Source organism: Pantoea sp. SGAir0430, assembly GCF_043549295.1.
In genome coordinates, this window is sequence record NZ_CP039427.1 from 2,762,627 (window position 1) to 2,779,182 (window position 16,556).

General features: G+C 57.8%; 13 protein-coding genes. 3 read left to right on the top strand and 10 right to left on the bottom strand.

Features of this window, described 5'->3' with window-relative positions; translation table 11 throughout:
- Positions 1–10: 10 nt before the first annotated feature.
- The 7 genes from rffG to trxA all read right to left on the bottom strand — a co-directional run bounded on the left by rffG (position 11) and on the right by trxA (position 7,863).
- A complete protein-coding gene (gene rffG, locus E7738_RS13140; protein WP_166720213.1) occupies positions 11–1,087 on the bottom strand; it encodes a dTDP-glucose 4,6-dehydratase in 1,077 nt (358 codons plus the stop codon).
- Positions 1,084–2,343 (bottom strand): UDP-N-acetyl-D-mannosamine dehydrogenase, encoded by a 1,260-nt coding sequence (wecC, locus tag E7738_RS13145; protein ID WP_394515694.1) that lies wholly within the window; start codon positions 2,341–2,343, stop codon positions 1,084–1,086. Before wecC ends, rffG begins: the two co-directional genes overlap by 4 nt.
- Before the next feature lie 2 nt (positions 2,344–2,345).
- Entirely contained in the window at positions 2,346–3,470 is a 1,125-nt protein-coding gene (gene wecB / locus E7738_RS13150; protein WP_166712334.1) for a non-hydrolyzing UDP-N-acetylglucosamine 2-epimerase, read from the bottom strand.
- Between the two features lie 10 nt (positions 3,471–3,480).
- Entirely contained in the window at positions 3,481–4,530 is a 1,050-nt protein-coding gene (wzzE, locus tag E7738_RS13155) for an ECA polysaccharide chain length modulation protein (protein ID WP_058758099.1), read from the bottom strand.
- Between the two features lie 37 nt (positions 4,531–4,567).
- Positions 4,568–5,644, bottom strand: coding sequence for a UDP-N-acetylglucosamine--undecaprenyl-phosphate N-acetylglucosaminephosphotransferase (wecA, locus tag E7738_RS13160; RefSeq protein WP_021506990.1), 1,077 nt, complete (start codon positions 5,642–5,644; stop codon positions 4,568–4,570).
- 280 nt (positions 5,645–5,924) lie between these two features.
- On the bottom strand, positions 5,925–7,184 hold the full coding sequence (rho, locus tag E7738_RS13165; protein WP_021506991.1) for a transcription termination factor Rho: 1,260 nt from the start codon (positions 7,182–7,184) through the stop codon (positions 5,925–5,927).
- 346 nt (positions 7,185–7,530) lie between these two features.
- Positions 7,531–7,863 carry a thioredoxin TrxA gene (trxA, locus tag E7738_RS13170; protein ID WP_021313352.1) on the bottom strand — a complete coding sequence of 111 codons (333 nt, stop codon included), beginning with the start codon at positions 7,861–7,863 and terminating at the stop codon, positions 7,531–7,533.
- Positions 7,864–7,979: 116 nt separating this feature from the next.
- Here trxA and rhlB point away from each other — a divergent pair, with 116 nt between their 5' ends.
- Entirely contained in the window at positions 7,980–9,275 is a 1,296-nt protein-coding gene (rhlB, locus tag E7738_RS13175; protein WP_031279615.1) for an ATP-dependent RNA helicase RhlB, read from the top strand.
- Between the two features lie 6 nt (positions 9,276–9,281).
- Positions 9,282–10,766, top strand: a complete 1,485-nt coding sequence (gene ppx / locus E7738_RS13180; RefSeq protein ID WP_031279616.1) for an exopolyphosphatase — start codon at positions 9,282–9,284, stop codon at positions 10,764–10,766.
- A 141-nt stretch (positions 10,767–10,907) separates the two neighbouring features.
- Here the strand turns inward: ppx and rep are convergent, their stop codons facing one another.
- Complete coding sequence (gene rep, locus E7738_RS13185) at positions 10,908–12,929, bottom strand: DNA helicase Rep (protein WP_058758096.1); 2,022 nt, start codon at positions 12,927–12,929, stop codon at positions 10,908–10,910.
- A 167-nt stretch (positions 12,930–13,096) separates the two neighbouring features.
- Here rep and ppiC point away from each other — a divergent pair, with 167 nt between their 5' ends.
- Positions 13,097–13,378 carry a peptidylprolyl isomerase PpiC gene (gene ppiC / locus E7738_RS13190; RefSeq protein ID WP_058758095.1) on the top strand — a complete coding sequence of 94 codons (282 nt, stop codon included), beginning with the start codon at positions 13,097–13,099 and terminating at the stop codon, positions 13,376–13,378.
- Here the strand turns inward: ppiC and E7738_RS13195 are convergent, their stop codons facing one another.
- Both E7738_RS13195 and pdeH read right to left on the bottom strand, forming a co-directional pair.
- The gene (locus E7738_RS13195; RefSeq protein ID WP_394515695.1) at positions 13,379–15,439 is read right to left on the bottom strand and encodes an AsmA family protein; all 2,061 of its coding nucleotides are present in this window, start codon (positions 15,437–15,439) and stop codon (positions 13,379–13,381) included.
- A gap of 61 nt (positions 15,440–15,500) precedes the next feature.
- On the bottom strand, positions 15,501–16,274 hold the full coding sequence (pdeH, locus tag E7738_RS13200; protein WP_394515696.1) for a cyclic-guanylate-specific phosphodiesterase: 774 nt from the start codon (positions 16,272–16,274) through the stop codon (positions 15,501–15,503).
- Positions 16,275–16,556: the final 282 nt, after the last annotated feature.

Sequence of the window (16,556 nt, forward strand, 5' to 3'; positions counted from 1 at the left end):
GCATGCGCGCTTAACGCGGGGTGGCTAAGCCCAGACGCTCGCCGCGATAACTACCGTTGAGAATCGCCTGCCACCACTGCGGATTGGCCAGATACCACTGCACGGTTTTGCGGATGCCGCTGTCGAATGTTTCCTGCGGCGTCCAGCCCAGTTCACGGGCAATTTTACTGGCATCAATGGCATAGCGCAGGTCGTGGCCGGGACGATCGTGAACAAAGGTGATCAGTTCCCGGTAGCTGCTCAGCCCGGCAGCGCGCTGTTGCGGTGCCAGCTCATCCAGCAAATCACACAGCGTCTCGACCACCTCAATATTGCGCCGCTCGTTGTGGCCGCCAATGTTGTAGGTCTCGCCCACTTTGCCGCTGCTGACCACGGTGTACAGCGCGCGGGCGTGATCTTCCACATACAGCCAGTCACGAATCTGGCTGCCGTTGCCGTACACCGGCAGCGGCTTACCGGCCAGCGCATTGATAATGGTGAGGGGAATCAGTTTTTCCGGGAAATGATAAGGCCCGTAGTTGTTGGAACAGTTGGTGACCACCACAGGCAGTCCGTAGGTGCGCAGCCACGCGCGCACCAGATGGTCGCTGCTGGCTTTGGTCGCCGAATAAGGGCTGCTCGGGGCGTACGGCGTGGTTTCGGTAAAGAAATCTTCCGTGCCGTGCAGATCGCCAAACACCTCGTCAGTGGAGATATGGTGCAGGATGAAGCCTTTCTTGCGCTCATCCGTCATGCCGTTCCAGTACTGGCGCGTCGCCTCCAGCAGCTGGTAGGTGCCGACAATGTTGGTTTCGACAAAGGCGATTGGCCCGTCAATCGAGCGGTCCACGTGACTCTCTGCCGCCAGATGCATGATGCAGTCCGGCTGGTACTGCGCCAGCACGCGATCCAGCGCGGCGCGGTCGCAGATATCGACCTGCTCAAAAGCAAAGCGTGCATCCTGCTCAACCGGTGCCAGCGACGCCAGATTGCCGGCATAGCTCAGCTTATCCACCACCACCACCCGGTGGTCGGTATTGGCAATCAGGAAGCGCACCAGCGCGGAGCCAATAAAACCGGCGCCGCCGGTGACTAAAAACTGTTTCATCGCCAGACTCCTTTGGTATCCACAATCCACGGCTGCGTCACCTGTTCAGGGGTGACGGCGCAGAACTGCGCATGATCGACCAGCATCACCAGGATGTCGGCGTGTTGCAGGGCATCAGCCAGCGACACCAGCGTAGCGCGTTCGGCGAGCTGCGGCGGAATATCCGCCACATGCGGCTCGACCACCCAGGTGCGGCCGCTGTGCCAGCCCGCAATACGCTGCGCCACCGACATCGCCGGGCTTTCACGCAGGTCATCGATATTAGGTTTGAATGCCAGACCGAAGCAGGCGATGGTCACGTCCGTGGCACGCTTGCCGCTGGCCGTCAGGCACTCGGCCAGCGCCTGTTTAACCTGATCCAGCACCCAGCCCGGCTTGGCATCGTTAACCTCACGCGCGGTTCGAATCAGCCGTGCCTGCTGCGGGTTTTGCGCCACGATAAACCACGGGTCGACCGCAATGCAGTGGCCGCCAACGCCCGGTCCCGGCTGCAGGATATTGACGCGCGGATGGCGGTTCGCCAGCGCAATCAGTTCCCACACGTTGATCCCCTGTTCGGCGCAGATCAGCGACAGTTCGTTGGCAAACGCGATGTTCACATCGCGGAAACTGTTTTCCGTCAGCTTGCACATCTCTGCGGTGCGCGCGTTAGTTTCCACGCACTCGCCGCGCAGAAAAATACGATACAGCTCGCTGGCGCGCGCCGAACAGGCCGGCGTCATGCCGCCAATTACGCGGTCATTTTCCAGCAGCTCGACCATTACTTTCCCCGGCAGCACGCGCTCGGGGCAGTAAGCGATAAACACGTCAGGCTGCTCGCCATGCTGCGGGAAGCGCAGATCCGGGCGCGCCGCCGCCAGCCATTGCGCCATCTGTTCAGTAGCGCCCACCGGCGAGGTTGATTCGAGGATCACCAGATCGCCGGCTTTCAGCACCGGCGCAATCGACAGCGCAGCCGCCTGCACGTAGCTGAGATCCGGCTGATGATCGCCGACAAACGGCGTCGGCACGGCAATCAGAAAGGCGTCGGCAGCTTCAGGCTGGGTGGTGGCGCGCAGGTTGCCGTTGTGCACCGCTGCACGTACTACGTCGCCCAGTTCAGGCTCGACGATATGAATTTCGCCGCGATTAATGGTTTCCACCGCGCGCGCATTGATATCCACGCCGATGACCTGTTTCCCGTGCGACGCAAAAACGGCTGCCGTCGGCAGCCCAATGTAGCCCAGTCCGATAACGGAAATGGTTGAAAAACGCATAGTTAAACTCTGTGTTGTTTAAGTGCCTGCAGGATGCGCGCGCAGGCATGGCCGTCGCCATACGGATTGTGCGCGCGGCTCATCGCCTGCCACGCCTCGTCGTCCTGCAATAGCAGGCTGACTTCAGCAACAATTTTATTCACGTCGGTGCCGACCAGCTTCACCGTACCGGCCGCGACCGCTTCCGGCCGCTCGGTGGTTTCGCGCATCACCAGCACCGGTTTGCCCAGCGACGGCGCCTCTTCCTGGATGCCACCGGAATCGGTAAGAATCAGCCAGGCGCGATTCATCAGCCAGACAAACGGCAGGTACTCCTGCGGCTCAATCAGAATGATGTTGTTGATACCGCTCAGAATACGGTTCACCGGCTCGCTGACGTTAGGGTTGAGGTGCACCGGATAGACAATTTGCAGCTGCGGATGCTGACGCGCCAGCTGCGCCAGCGCGCTGCAGATGCGTTCAAAGCCTTCGCCAAAGCTTTCGCGCCGATGGCCGGTAACCAGAATCAGCTTTTTGTCGGCCTCAAGGAACGGGTAACGCGCCGCCAGGCGGGCATTGAGATCGGCATCATCCAGCACGCGATCGCGTACCCACAGCAGCGCGTCGATCACCGTATTGCCGGTTACGAAAATGCGCGCATCGGGCAGATTTTCGCGCAGCAGGTTTTGCCGGGAATTTTCTGTCGGCGTGAAGTGATAGCTGGCGAGATGGCCGGTCAGGGTGCGGTTGGCCTCCTCCGGCCACGGTGACATCAGGTTACCGGTCCGCAGACCCGCCTCAACGTGGCCCACCGGAATCTGATGGTAAAACGCGGCCAGGCTGGCGGCAAAGGTGGTGGTGGTATCGCCGTGCACCAGCACGACGTCTGGCTGGAAGTCCGCCAGCACGGTTTTCATGCCCTGCAAAATGCGGCTGGTGATCTCGGTCAGCCCCTGTTCGGGCCGCATAATATTGAGGTCATAGTCGGGCTGCAGCCGGAACAGGCGCAGTACCTGGTCAAGCATTTCACGATGCTGTGCCGTCACGCACAGGCGCGATTCGAAGGCAGCATCCTGCGCCAGTGCCTGCACCAGCGGAGCCATTTTGATCGCTTCAGGGCGCGTGCCAAATACAGTCAGAACTTTCACGCGGATTCTCTTAGTGACGGTTGGCGAAGGTTGCACGCGGACGACGCACCAGCGCTACGCAGGCACCCACCAGCGCACCGATCGCGCCCCACATCACCATCATAAACAGACGACGTGGGCTATCGCGGCTGACCGGCTCTTCCGGCGTGCGCAGGTAACGGTAGGTCTGGAACGGTTTATCCAGGCGCGGTCCGGCCTGCAGTGTGTTGAGCATCGCCCTGTTTTGATCATAGCTTAAATCGTAAGCAGGTCCGCTGGCTTGCAGGGTATCCAGCTGCGCCTGCAGCATCTGCTGCCCCAGCAGGAAGCGATCGCTGTCCGGCAGCGCTTCTCCGCTGACCGGCGCGCGGTTCTCTTTAATGCCCTGCTGGCTGGCCACTTTCAGCGCCTGCTCAATGCGCTGGCGACGGCGATCAAACACCGCCTGCGCCACTTCCTGCTGACGACTGACCTGCGCCTGCAGCTGCACGCTGCGCGCCTGCCACGCACCTTTGAGCTCATCGTTGAGATGGCGCGCGGCGCGTTCGCTGGCATAGGCAATGTACTGCCGCAGCAGATTGTTGGCGTCGCCGGCGGTCTCCGCGATCAGCTTAATGTTATCCAGCGTATTGTGGGTGGCATCGGCCGGGGTGAACTGAATGTTGGTGATCAGATCGTCGAGCAGCGCGGCATCATTGTGCGCATTACCGCTTTTGCGGCTCTTATAGTAATCAGTCTGCAGCCAGAAATCACGACGCGTATCCCACGACGCCAGCTGCATGGTGAACTCCTGATAGACCTCATCCATCACCGTCGGCGCAGGCGTATTCAGGCTGACGGTCTCGTTGCGCACATCCAGATTATTGAGGAACTGCTGCTGCACAAAGAATGCGCCCAGCATATTCACCGTCGGCCGATCGGTCACCGCCGTGGCGCTCCAGGATTGCTTCATTAACATGGAAGCCAGCCACGCCAGCAGCGCAAACAGCAGCGCCAGGCCAATAATCCAGCCTTTGCCACGCCACAGCGTGCAGCCGAGGCCGCGTACATCCAGTTCGTTCTCCACAACGACAGAGGTCATAACAAAAGTGTCCTTATCCGGGTACTTATCTGGGTAATTATTTTTTCTCTTCGCCGCTGCTTTGCCAGCGACGTTTGATACGACGGATTTTGCGCGCGACGCGCCATGCATGTTTCAGGCAATAACCGTAAAGGAGGAAAGCAGCGAGGAACAGCGCCAGCATGACCCACTCGGGAATAAATGCCAGATATTCGCCCAGCACGCCAATCCCGGCCAGCAGCGCGGCGGCCACGGTAATCAATAAAAATGCCTGCCGGGAGGTAAAACCGGCCCGCATGATCAGGTGATGGATATGCTGACGATCGGCCGAGAACGGGCTCATGCCCTTGCGCAGACGACGATACATGATCGCCACCATGTCCATCAGCGGAATAGCAATCAGCCACAGGGCGGTAACTGGCGTGATGGGATGGCTGAGGCCCTGCGTCGTTTCCAGCAGAATCCAGATGATGGTGAAGCCGATCATGGTACTGCCGGCATCACCCATAAAGACTTTATAACGGCGGCCTAAAAAGCCGAGATTAAGCAGAATGTAGGGAATGGTGGCGGCGATCATCGCGAAGCACCACATCGCCAGGCTGGTCTGTCCGTCAAAGTAGAGGATGATGCCCATCGCAGCGAAGGTGACGCAGGATAAGCCACCCAGCAGACCATCAATACCGTCCACCATATTGAAAGCATTGATCGCTGCCCATACCGCGAACAGCGTCAGCACATAGCCGAAAGGCCCGACGATCAGCTCGACCGGACCAATGATAAACCCCAGGCTCAGTAAATAGAGTTTTGCCCCGACCATCATCACGATGGCAATCGCCGCCTGAACCACGGCACGGATTTTGACGCTGATATCAAAGCGGTCATCGAGCGCGCCGACCAGCACCAGTACCCCGGCGCAGAAAAGGTACAGTACGGCGTGCGGCAGATAATAATTTGAGATGGCAAAGGCGAAGCAAATCCCCGCATACACGGAGATACCGCCGACTAACGGAATGGCGCCATGGTGTCGTTTTCTGGAATTCGGCGTGTCCACAAGCCCAATTTTTTTAGCCGCTTTACGAGCAAAAAACAGGAACGCTAAAGAAAAAAGAAAAACTAAACCAAGCTCAGTACTCATAGTGAGTAAATTCACGTTAACGCTCTCAGCTAAAATCATGGACAACAATAAGCAATTTTCCCGCCATTGCTGTATATCCCTGGTCTGAATTCTGTCGCAGCGCGTGCGTTTGCTGAAAAAACCGCCGCTTTGCTGCCTCAGTCAATATGTCTGCTTCCTGACAGGCATAATCCTAATGCCCACAAATGAAAAACGCCACGTTAAGACGTGGCGTTAGTCATAAATCCTGGCATTTTGTGCCGTTAGCCGGCTGGCTCAGGCCGTTACCGGCGGCAACAGATTACGAGCGTTTCATCATATCGAAGAATTCGTCGTTGGTTTTGGTCATTGCCAGTTTATTGATGAGGAACTCCATTGCATCAATTTCACCCATCGGATGGATGATTTTGCGCAGGATCCACATCTTCTGCAGCTCTTCCTGAGAGGTGAGCAGCTCTTCTTTACGCGTACCGGAACGGTTGTAATCGATAGCCGGGAACACGCGCTTCTCAGCGATTTTACGTGACAGGTGCAGTTCCATGTTACCTGTACCTTTAAACTCTTCGTAAATCACTTCGTCCATCTTCGAACCGGTATCAACCAGCGCGGTGGCGATGATGGTCAGGCTGCCGCCCTCTTCCACGTTACGTGCCGCACCGAAGAAACGCTTCGGACGATGCAGGGCGTTGGCGTCAACACCACCGGTCAGGACTTTACCCGACGCCGGCACTACGGTGTTGTAGGCGCGCGCCAGACGGGTGATGGAGTCCAGCAGGATGATAACGTCTTTTTTGTGCTCGACCAGGCGCTTAGCCTTCTCGATCACCATCTCTGCAACCTGCACGTGACGCGAGGCCGGTTCGTCAAAGGTAGACGCGATAACTTCGCCTTTCACCAGACGCTGCATTTCGGTTACTTCTTCCGGACGCTCGTCAATCAGCAGCACCATCAGCACGCAGTCAGGATAGTTGTACGCGATGCTCTGCGCGATGTTCTGCAGCAGCATGGTTTTACCGGCTTTCGGCGGTGCGACGATCAGACCACGCTGACCACGACCGATTGGCGATGCCAGATCCAGCACGCGCGCCGTCAGGTCTTCGGTCGAACCGTTACCACGCTCCATGCGCAGACGGTTGTTCGCGTGCAGCGGCGTCAGGTTTTCAAACAGAATCTTGCTACGGGCGTTTTCTGGCTTGTCGTAGTTAACTTCGTTAACTTTCAGCAGCGCAAAATAGCGTTCACCTTCTTTCGGTGGGCGGATTTTGCCAGAAATGGTGTCACCAGTGCGGAGGTTGAAGCGGCGGATTTGGCTGGGAGAAACGTAGATATCATCGGGACCGGCGAGGTAGGAGCTGTCTCCGGAGCGGAGGAAACCAAATCCATCCTGCAGTATCTCCAGCACACCATCACCGAAGATGTCTTCGCCGCTCTTCGCGTGTTGTTTCAGGATGGCGAAAATAATGTCCTGTTTGCGCATACGCGCCAGGTTTTCCAGCCCCATATTTTCGCCGAGAGTAATCAGCTCAGAAACCGGCGTATTCTTTAATTCGGTAAGATTCATAGTGATGGGTTCTTAAACTCGGGGTAATTCTCGAAATGTTTGTCGTGAATGGTATGGCAAAAATTCCATGCCTGTTAATGGCTCTTTTTCAACGCTGCTCGACGGTTATCGTCAGATGTGGCGATAGGAAGCGAGGAGACGGTCGAAAGGTGATGCCGAATGTGCTAGCCGTCAGATTGCCAAACCACGAAAACGTTCAATGCGAGCTGGGTCTGACAAGGGAAAACTTTAGATGCAAACTACAAGGTAAGTGCGTAATGCAGTGAGGTCAACTTAACACGCCTGAAGGGAGACGTCCAGCAGTGGCGAAAAAATTCACCACTGCCGAACAAACACCGCGCCGGGCTTAGGCCAGGTTAGCGTTCAGGAACTCTTTCAGCTGACCTTTAGACAGCGCACCCACTTTGGTCGCCGCCACTTCGCCGTTCTTGAACAGCAGCAGGGTCGGGATACCGCGAATACCGTATTTTGGCGCAGTACCTGGGTTTTCATCAATGTTCAGCTTGGCGATGGTAAGCTTACCGTCGTACTCTTCTGCGACTTCGTCGAGAATCGGGGCGATCATTTTGCAAGGACCACACCATTCAGCCCAGAAATCTACCAGCGTCACACCGTCGGCTTTCAGCACGTCAGTGTCGAAACTGTCATCGGTCAGGTGAACGATTTTATCGCTGCTCATGTTTAACTCCAAAGATTATGCCTGGCGAATTGGCGTAAAATATACCAACGTAGGTTGACTTTATTTCATCGGATACGCTTTCGTAAAGCGATAGTAAGCTGATATTCTACCACACTATGAGCAAAACACACTTAACAGAACAGAAGTTTTCCGACTTCGCCCTGCACCCACAGGTAGTGGAAGCCCTTGATAAAAAAGGCTTTCATAACTGCACGCCGATTCAGGCGCTCGCGTTGCCTTTTGCGCTTTCAGGGCGTGATGTCGCGGGTCAGGCGCAAACCGGTACCGGCAAAACGATGGCGTTCCTGACGTCAACGTTTCATTATCTTCTTTCTCATCCTGCTGCTGAAGGCCGTCAGGTTAATCAGCCACGCGCGCTGATCATGGCACCGACGCGTGAGCTTGCGGTGCAGATTCATGCCGATGCCGAGCCGCTGGCGCAGGCCACCGGTCTGAAGCTGGGCCTGGCCTATGGTGGCGACGGCTATGACAAGCAACTGAAAGTGCTGGCAGACGGCGTCGATATTCTGGTGGGCACCACCGGACGCCTGATTGACTACGCCAAACAAAATCACATCAACCTCGGCGCCATTCAGGTCGTGGTACTGGATGAAGCGGATCGCATGTTCGATCTCGGCTTCATTAAAGACATTCGCTGGCTGTTCCGCCGCATGCCGCCGGCCACCCAGCGCCTGAGTATGCTGTTCTCGGCCACGCTTTCTTATCGCGTACGTGAACTGGCGTTCGAGCACATGAACAACGCCGAATACGTTGAAGTTGAGCCCGAGCAGAAAACCGGCCACCGCATTAAAGAAGAGCTGTTCTATCCTTCGAACGAAGAGAAGATGCGTCTGCTGCAGACCCTGCTGGAAGAAGAGTGGCCGGATCGCGCCATCGTCTTCGCCAACACCAAGCACCGCTGTGAAGATATCTGGGGCCACCTGGCTGCCGATGGTCACCGCGTAGGCCTGCTGACCGGCGACGTGGCGCAGAAAAAACGCCTGCGCATTCTGGACGACTTCACCAAAGGTGATGTGGATATCCTCGTTGCCACCGACGTCGCCGCGCGCGGCCTGCACATCCCGGCAGTTACGCACGTCTTCAACTACGACCTGCCGGACGATCGCGAAGATTACGTGCACCGCATTGGCCGTACCGGTCGTGCTGGCGCCAGCGGTCACTCCATCAGCCTGGCCTGTGAAGAGTACGCGCTCAACCTGCCGGCGATTGAAGAGTACATCGGTCACGGTATTCCGGTGAGCAAGTACAACAGCGACGCCCTGCTGAGCGACCTGCCGCCACCGAAACGCCTGCAGCGTAACCGCTCTGGCAACGGTCCACGTCGCGGTGGCAACAACAGCAACCGTCGCGGCGGTGCCCCGCGCAACAACAACCGTAAACGTTCGGGTTAAGCACACATGCTAAGCGCATCGTCACTTTATGCTGCGATTGATTTAGGTTCTAACAGCTTTCATATGTTGGTGGTGCGCGAAGTGTCCGGCAGTATTCAGACCGTCGCGCGAATTAAACGCAAGGTGCGTCTGGCGGCAGGTCTTGATGCGGCCAACCATCTCTCGGCTGAGGCGATGCAGCGCGGCTGGCAGTGCCTGCGTCTGTTCTCCGAGCAGTTGCAGGACATTCCCCCGGAACAAATCCGCGTGGTGGCAACCGCCACGCTGCGCATTGCCAGCAACGCGCAGGATTTCCTGACTCAGGCGGAACAAATTCTCGGCTGCGCGGTGAACGTCATCAGCGGTGAGGAAGAAGCGCGCCTGATCTATCAGGGTGTTGCGCATACCACCGGCGGCTCTGACCAGAGGCTGGTAGTCGATATCGGCGGCGGCAGCACCGAGCTGGTGACCGGCGAAGGTGCGCATGCCACGACGCTGTTTAGCCTGTCGATGGGCTGTGTGACCTGGCTGGAGCGCTTCTTCAGCGATCGTCATCTCGCCAAAGAGAACTTTGCCCAGGCCGAACAGGCCGCACGTGAAATGATCCGTCCGATTGCGCCGGCACTGCGAGAGAAAGGCTGGCAGATTTGCGTGGGCGCGTCCGGCACCGTCCAGGCGCTGCAGGAGATCATGGTGGCGCAGGGCATGGATGAGCGCATCACTCTGAGCAAACTGCAGCAGCTTAAGCAGCGTGCCATCCAGTGCGGCAAGCTGGAGGAGCTGGAGATTGAAGGCCTGACGCTGGAGCGTGCGCTGGTGTTTCCCAGCGGCCTGTCGATTCTGATCGCCATTTTCCACGAGCTGAGCATTGAGAGCATGACGCTGGCCGGCGGCGCACTGCGCGAAGGGCTGGTGTACGGCATGCTTCATCTGCCGATTGACCGCGATATTCGCAGCCGCACGCTGCAGAACGTTCAGCGTCGTTTCGCCATTGATGTTGAGCAGGCGGGCCGCGTGCGCCAGCTGGCAGAGAGCTTTTTCCGTCAGGTGAGCAGCAGCTGGAAGCTGGATCAGCGATGTCGCGATTTACTCCTCAGCGCCTGTTCAATCCACGAAATTGGCCTGAGCGTCGATTTCCGCCAGGCACCGCAGCACGCCGCGTATCTGATTCGCCATCTCGATCTTCCTGGTTTCACCCCCGCACAGAAAAAAATGCTGGCCTGCCTGCTGCAGAACCAGAGCGGCAGCATTGATCTGGCGCTGCTGACGCAGCAAAACGCCGTGCCACCGCGCATGGCAGAGCGGCTGAGCCGTCTGCTGCGGCTGGCAATCATCTTCTCCAGCCGGCGGCGCGACGACACGCTGCCGGCGGTGCGTCTGCAGGCGGATGATGATGCGCTGCATCTGACGCTGCCGGCAGGCTGGCTGGCTGCGCATCCGCTGCGCGCCGAGCTGCTGGAGCAGGAGAGCCATTACCAGTCGTATGTGCACTGGCTGCTGACGATTTCCTGATCGAACCTGCTGATGCTGCGTTGAAAAACGCCCGGCAACTGCGCCTTTACGCGAGTGAAGTTTGCTTTGCCGGGCGCTTTGCCTCTGCGGCGCGCGCAACAGATTTCGCCAGAGGCCAGTCTTGCGGCTGTGACGAAACCATTACCCCTTCTTCGCGTTCTCCAGCATCGCACGTAAGCCGGCGACACGCGTTTGCCCGGTTTTCACCCGCTCTTCGGCGCTGATCACCTTTTTCTCACGCTCCCACGCCACATCATCCTGCGGCAATTCCAGCAGGAAGCGGCTTGGTTCCGGACGCACCAGCTCGCCGTACTGACGGCGCTCGCGGCACAGGGTAAAAGTCAGCTCTTTCTGCGCGCGAGTGATGCCCACGTAGGCCAGGCGACGCTCCTCTTCGATATTGTTCTCATCGATACTGCTCTGATGCGGCAGCAGCCCCTCTTCCATGCCCACCAGATAGACATAGGGGAACTCCAGCCCTTTCGAGGCGTGCAGCGTCATCAACTGGACCTGATCGAGCTCTTCATCGCTCTCGCCGCGCTCCATCATGTCGCGCAGGGTAAAACGCGTCACCACCTGCGCCAGCGTCATCGGCTCGTTAAGTTCGTCGCCCTCCAGCATTTCGGTCATCCACTGAAACAGCGTATTGACGTTCTTCATGCGCATTTCCGCCGCTTTCGGGCTGGGGGAGGTTTCGAACAGCCAGCTTTCGTAGTCGATGCCGCGAATCAGGTCGCGCACCGCATTCACCGGTTCACGCTCGGTGAGCTGAACGATTTCATTCAGCCAGTGGGTAAAGCGCTGCAGATGCTCCAGCCCGCGCCCGGAAAGCGTCTGTTCCAGCCCCATATCAAAGCTGGCGTTAAACAGGCTTTTGTTGCGCAGATTGGCCCACTCACCCAGCTTCTGCAGCGTCGCGGGGCCGATCTCACGACGCGGCGTGTTCACGATGCGCAGAAACGCGCTGTCATCTTCCGGATTGGTCAGCACGCGCAGATAGGCCAGCAAGTCCTTGATTTCCGGCCGCGAGAAGAACGACGTGCCGCCGGAGATGCGATAAGGAATACGGTTTTGCATCAGCAGCTTTTCAAACACGCGCGACTGATGGTTACCGCGATAAAGAATGGCGTAATCTTTGTACTGGGTTTTATTAATAAAGTGATGGGCAATCAGCTCGCCCGCTACGCGCTCGGCTTCGTGATCTTCGTTGTTGGCACTCAGCACTTTCAGCTCGCTGCCCTCGCCCAGCTCAGAGAACAGCCGCTTTTCAAACACGTGCGGATTGTTGGCGATGAGGATATTGGCGCATTTAAGAATACGCTGCGTCGAGCGGTAGTTCTGCTCCAGCTTCACCACTTCCAGCGCCGGGAAATCCTCTTTCAGCAGCACCAGGTTCTGCGGCCGCGCGCCGCGCCACGAGTAGATAGACTGATCGTCATCACCGACCACGGTAAAGCGCGCCCGGGCACCGACCAGCAACTTCACCAGCTCATACTGGCTGGTGTTGGTGTCCTGATACTCATCCACCAGCAGATAGCGGATGCGCTGTTGCCAGCGTTCGCGCACTTCCTGATTCCGCTGCAGCAGCAGGGTCGGCAGCAGAATCAGATCGTCGAAATCCAGCACGTTGCAGGCTTTCAGATGCTGATCGTACAGCGCGTAGCAGTGGGCAAAAATCTGGTCGCGCTGCGATTTGGCGAGGCCGGCCGCGCCTTGCGGATCGACGAGGTCGTTTTTCCAGTTGGAGATGGTGGAAATCAGCTGCTGCAACAGGGTCTTATCTTCTTCCAGCCACTGTTTGGTCAGGTCCTTAAGCAGCGCCAGCTGATCCTGATCGTCGAACAGCGAGAAGGTCGATTTCATGCCGAGCGCCTTGTATTCGCGCTTGATGATCTCCAGGCCCAGCGTGTGGAAGGTTGAGATCATCAGGCCGCGCGCCTCTTTGCGTCCCAGCGTTTGCGCCACGCGTTCTTTCATCTCACGCGACGCCTTGTTGGTAAAGGTCACCGCCGCGATATGGCGCGCCTGATAGCCGCATTCACGGATCAGATGGGCGATTTTATTGGTGATCACGCGGGTTTTACCGGAACCCGCACCGGCCAGCACCAGACAGGGACCGGTGACAAATTCGACAGCACGTTGTTGGCCGGGATTAAGACGCATAGAAAAACATCACTCAATTTAATCAGACAGGAAGATTTACATCGCGCCGTAGGGTGCGCATTGATGCGCACCTGAGCGCAAAGGTCGCCATCAATGGCGACCCTACAACTGACGCGCACTACGCTATAATGCGTCGAATATTATACATACATAACGGGAACACCATCATGGCGAAAACCGCGGCGGCTTTACATATCCTGGTGAAACAGGAAGCTCAGGCGAAAGCGCTGCTGGCGCAGCTGGAAAAAGGCGCGAATTTTCAGCAACTGGCAAAAAAACACTCGACCTGCCCGTCCGGGCGTAACGGGGGCGATCTGGGAGAGTTTCGCAAAGGGCAGATGGTGCCGGCGTTTGATAAAGCGGTGTTCACCTGCCCGCTGCTGCAACCTTACGGACCGGTGAAAACCGCTTTTGGCTACCACATCATCAAAGTGCTGTGGCGTAACTGATCACTTTTTGCTTTTCATCTGCTGGAGCACGTTGCTGCACTGATTATCATCGGTGTCGCTTGGTGAAATCAGCGCCAGCAGTGCGGCCGCCGGCGCGACCACGGTCCCCAGCGCGACGGCTGCGGCACCGCGCGCCAGCAGCGGACCGGCTTTAACTCCGGCATCCGGGTTTTTGAAGGTGCCGCGCACATACAGCGGCGAACGCAGCGTAATGATACGAATGCCCTTGCTCTCCGGATTGATCGACAGATCCAGTCGCTCATTAGCAAAGTTAGCGTTGCCGGTAACGTTAATCACCGCGTTCTCGGTATCGAACACGAACAGCCGCGGCGTCGCCAGTCCCTGTCTAATATTCAGGTCGGTCGCGGCACAGTTGATGCGCACCTCATCGTCGCCAAACAGTTTACCCACCACATAGTTACCGACGTTCAGCCCGGCAATCTCCATCAGGCTGCGGCTGATCAGGCCATCGTTCATCAACAGTTTCAGCTCGCCATTGCTGGTGCCCAGCAGGTCGGCCACCGAATTGCCGGTGCCGGTCAGGCTGGCATCCCCGTTGAGCTGGCCGAGACTACGCTGCATGGCGGTGACATCCGGGAACAGCTGACGCAGCTGCAGCTTGCGTGCATGCAGGTCGGCGCGGCCGCGCATCGGTGAGCGATCGCCCTCCAGATGGATGGTCGAATTAATGCTGCCGCCGGCCATGCCGAAGCGCAGCGGATCCAGCAGCAGGTCGCCATTTTTCAGCTGCAGATGGGTATAGAGATCGCTGAGCGGCAGCTTGCTGCTGTGCTCGATACGCTTGCCGCTGAACTTCACGTCAGCGTCCATCACATCCCAGTTTTTGGTATCGAACTTGTCATGTGGCAACACGCGATCCGCCGGCTGAGTGCTGGCCTCACCGCGCTGCGCTTTGGCCTGCGCCGTTTTTTCACTGCCCTTGCCGGAGTTAACCCCAATCAGCGGCCCAAGGTCCGCCATACGCAGCTGGTTCGATGTCAGCTCGCCGCTCAGCGTCGGACGCGGTTTGCCCTGACGGTAGCTGAGCGAACCGTGAATATCGCTGTCACCAATATGACCGTTGAATTTTTCGTAGCGGAACAGCGGCCCTTTCTCTTCGTTGAAACGCGCAATCAGATGGCCGTCAGTTTCATACGGTGGCGTGTCCGGCAGCAGCACGCCGGTTAAGCCGTACAGATTTGCCAGCGTGTCGCCGGAGAAACGCAGCCGCACATCCAGCCCGCCGAGATTGAGCGGATCCTGCAGGGTGCCATCCACGCGCACACGTGTGGTGCCGTTGCGTACGTCGAGCTGTAACGGGAACGGCGTGGTTTTGCTGCGCAGCGACAACATACCGCCAATCTTACCGTCGCCGTCGAGTTTCTGGTTGTTGTAGGTCCCGCTTGCCTGCCAGCCAAACACAAAATCGCCGGCCCCTTTTTGCTGGTCGTTACCGCCCGCGACCTGCGCGTACGGCACCGGTTTGCCCAGCGGATTGATCTTTACCGTGACATCGGCTTTGTTGATGGCGTCGCGATAGCGCAGCTGTCCCTGATCGAACAGGATATTATCAAGGCGGAATGACCATGCCGAAGGCGGCGCGTTGGGGTCGCTGTTTTCGCTGCTGGCGAGGTTGAAGGTCCAGTTATTTCTCTTATCGGCGGTCTGCACCAGTCGCGCATCCGGCTGCTGCATCTTAATCCACGGCAGGTAAATCTCTTTGTGCAGCAGCGCCAGCGGCGCCAGCGTGGCTTCCACCCGCTGCAAATGCACCATCGTCACTTCCGGCACGCTGGGCGGATTACCGAGCATGACATCGTCAGCGTGCACCTGCGGCCACGGCACCCAGCTGCGCCAGCCTGGCTCTTCGCGATTGCGCACCCAGGCCACGCCAAGATCGCCGCGAATAGCGAACGGCCGGTTCAGTTCTGCCGAGACTTTCTGGTTGATGGTTGGCTTCAGGCGGTTCCAGTCAAAGGTGGCGATAATCACCACGACCACCACAACCAGCAACAATAAAATCCCGACCACCCAGCTAATTATTTTTCCTGTACGCGACATTTTGCCTCCTCCTTGCCCTTCCACGTCTCCTTAAAGATAGTCGAGACGCGGCAGAACGGAATCACGGAAGCTCAAGTACCAGGTTTTCCAGCTGGTTAAACGGCAGCGGACGTGAAAAATAATAGCCCTGTGCGGCCATGGCGGGCGAGTTGCGTACCTGCTGCCACTCCTCCTCGTTTTCCACCCCTTCGACGATCACACCGTTACAGTAACGGTTGATCAGCGCCAGCAGCATGGAGAACAGCGAGCGCCCTTCATCACTGGCGCGCAGCAGCATAAACAGCTCGCGCGAAAGCTTGATGTAGTCGTAGCGCAGTTCGGTCAGCGCGGAGAAGTTGGCCATGCCGGACCCAAAGTCATCCAGCCACAGCGGGCCCAGCTCCGGCATCTGCGCCACCATCTCTTCCTGCGGCAGCGCGTGGTGCTCGGTCAGTTCGAAGCGCACCCACGGCAGCTGGACGATCAGCGCGCGCACGGGCGCATGCTGCTGAATGGCCAGTAACGTGGGCCCATCAATATTGACGGAGGCCACCAGCTGGCGCTGGCTGAAGAAGGAAGCCCACTGTAATAACAGTTCAAGCTGCTCCTGGACGATGTCGAGACGCTGGGCAATGGTCAGCGCCTCGAAATAGTCTTCGGGTGACACGTTTTGCTCAGGTGCGGCGGGATGCACCACGGCGGTAAGCAGTTCAATAGCCAGTAAGCGGCCAGAAACCTGGTAAATCGGCTGGAAAGTGTAGCACCGTTGGCACTGCTGCCAGTAGAGACGGATTTCCTGTTGTTGCTCAAGTTCGGGAGAAAAAGGCAGCCGATGACTCAAATTCTTCATCACCATGGTGTTTTCCTGGTTGGTATTGAGTGCCTGCAAATAGCATCTCAGTGGCAAGTATCGGCTCTCCCCTGGATAACTTTATTGGCCTGCGCAGCCACACGAGCTGTTGAGTCTAGCAGCGTGTCTGCGGCTTAATCGGCAAAACAACCCCCGGTTTGGCCGCTAAATCGGTGCAGAAGCGCGGTTTTACGCCTTAAGGCAAATTAAAACAGCGTTTTAAAAAGCATTGACGACTGCCATACCAGACGCGAGACTAGAGCGCAGCATTCACTACAGGCCAAACAC

What these genes read in the sequence shown, in the direction of transcription:
- wzzE (WP_058758099.1), bottom strand. Translation starts at nt 4,530, where the DNA reads ATGACCTCTGTCGTTGTGGAGAACGAACTGGATGTACGCGGCCTCGGC.
- E7738_RS13195 (WP_394515695.1), bottom strand. Translation starts at nt 15,439, where the DNA reads ATGTCGCGTACAGGAAAAATAATTAGCTGGGTGGTCGGGATTTTATTG.
- ppiC (WP_058758095.1), top strand. Translation starts at nt 13,097, where the DNA reads ATGGCGAAAACCGCGGCGGCTTTACATATCCTGGTGAAACAGGAAGCT.
- pdeH (WP_394515696.1), bottom strand. Translation starts at nt 16,274, where the DNA reads ATGGTGATGAAGAATTTGAGTCATCGGCTGCCTTTTTCTCCCGAACTT.
- rho (WP_021506991.1), bottom strand. Translation starts at nt 7,184, where the DNA reads ATGAATCTTACCGAATTAAAGAATACGCCGGTTTCTGAGCTGATTACT.
- trxA (WP_021313352.1), bottom strand. Translation starts at nt 7,863, where the DNA reads ATGAGCAGCGATAAAATCGTTCACCTGACCGATGACAGTTTCGACACT.
- rffG (WP_166720213.1), bottom strand. Translation starts at nt 1,087, where the DNA reads ATGAAACAGTTTTTAGTCACCGGCGGCGCCGGTTTTATTGGCTCCGCG.
- rep (WP_058758096.1), bottom strand. Translation starts at nt 12,929, where the DNA reads ATGCGTCTTAATCCCGGCCAACAACGTGCTGTCGAATTTGTCACCGGT.
- wecA (WP_021506990.1), bottom strand. Translation starts at nt 5,644, where the DNA reads ATGAGTACTGAGCTTGGTTTAGTTTTTCTTTTTTCTTTAGCGTTCCTG.
- wecC (WP_394515694.1), bottom strand. Translation starts at nt 2,343, where the DNA reads ATGCGTTTTTCAACCATTTCCGTTATCGGACTGGGCTACATTGGGCTG.
- rhlB (WP_031279615.1), top strand. Translation starts at nt 7,980, where the DNA reads ATGAGCAAAACACACTTAACAGAACAGAAGTTTTCCGACTTCGCCCTG.
- ppx (WP_031279616.1), top strand. Translation starts at nt 9,282, where the DNA reads ATGCTAAGCGCATCGTCACTTTATGCTGCGATTGATTTAGGTTCTAAC.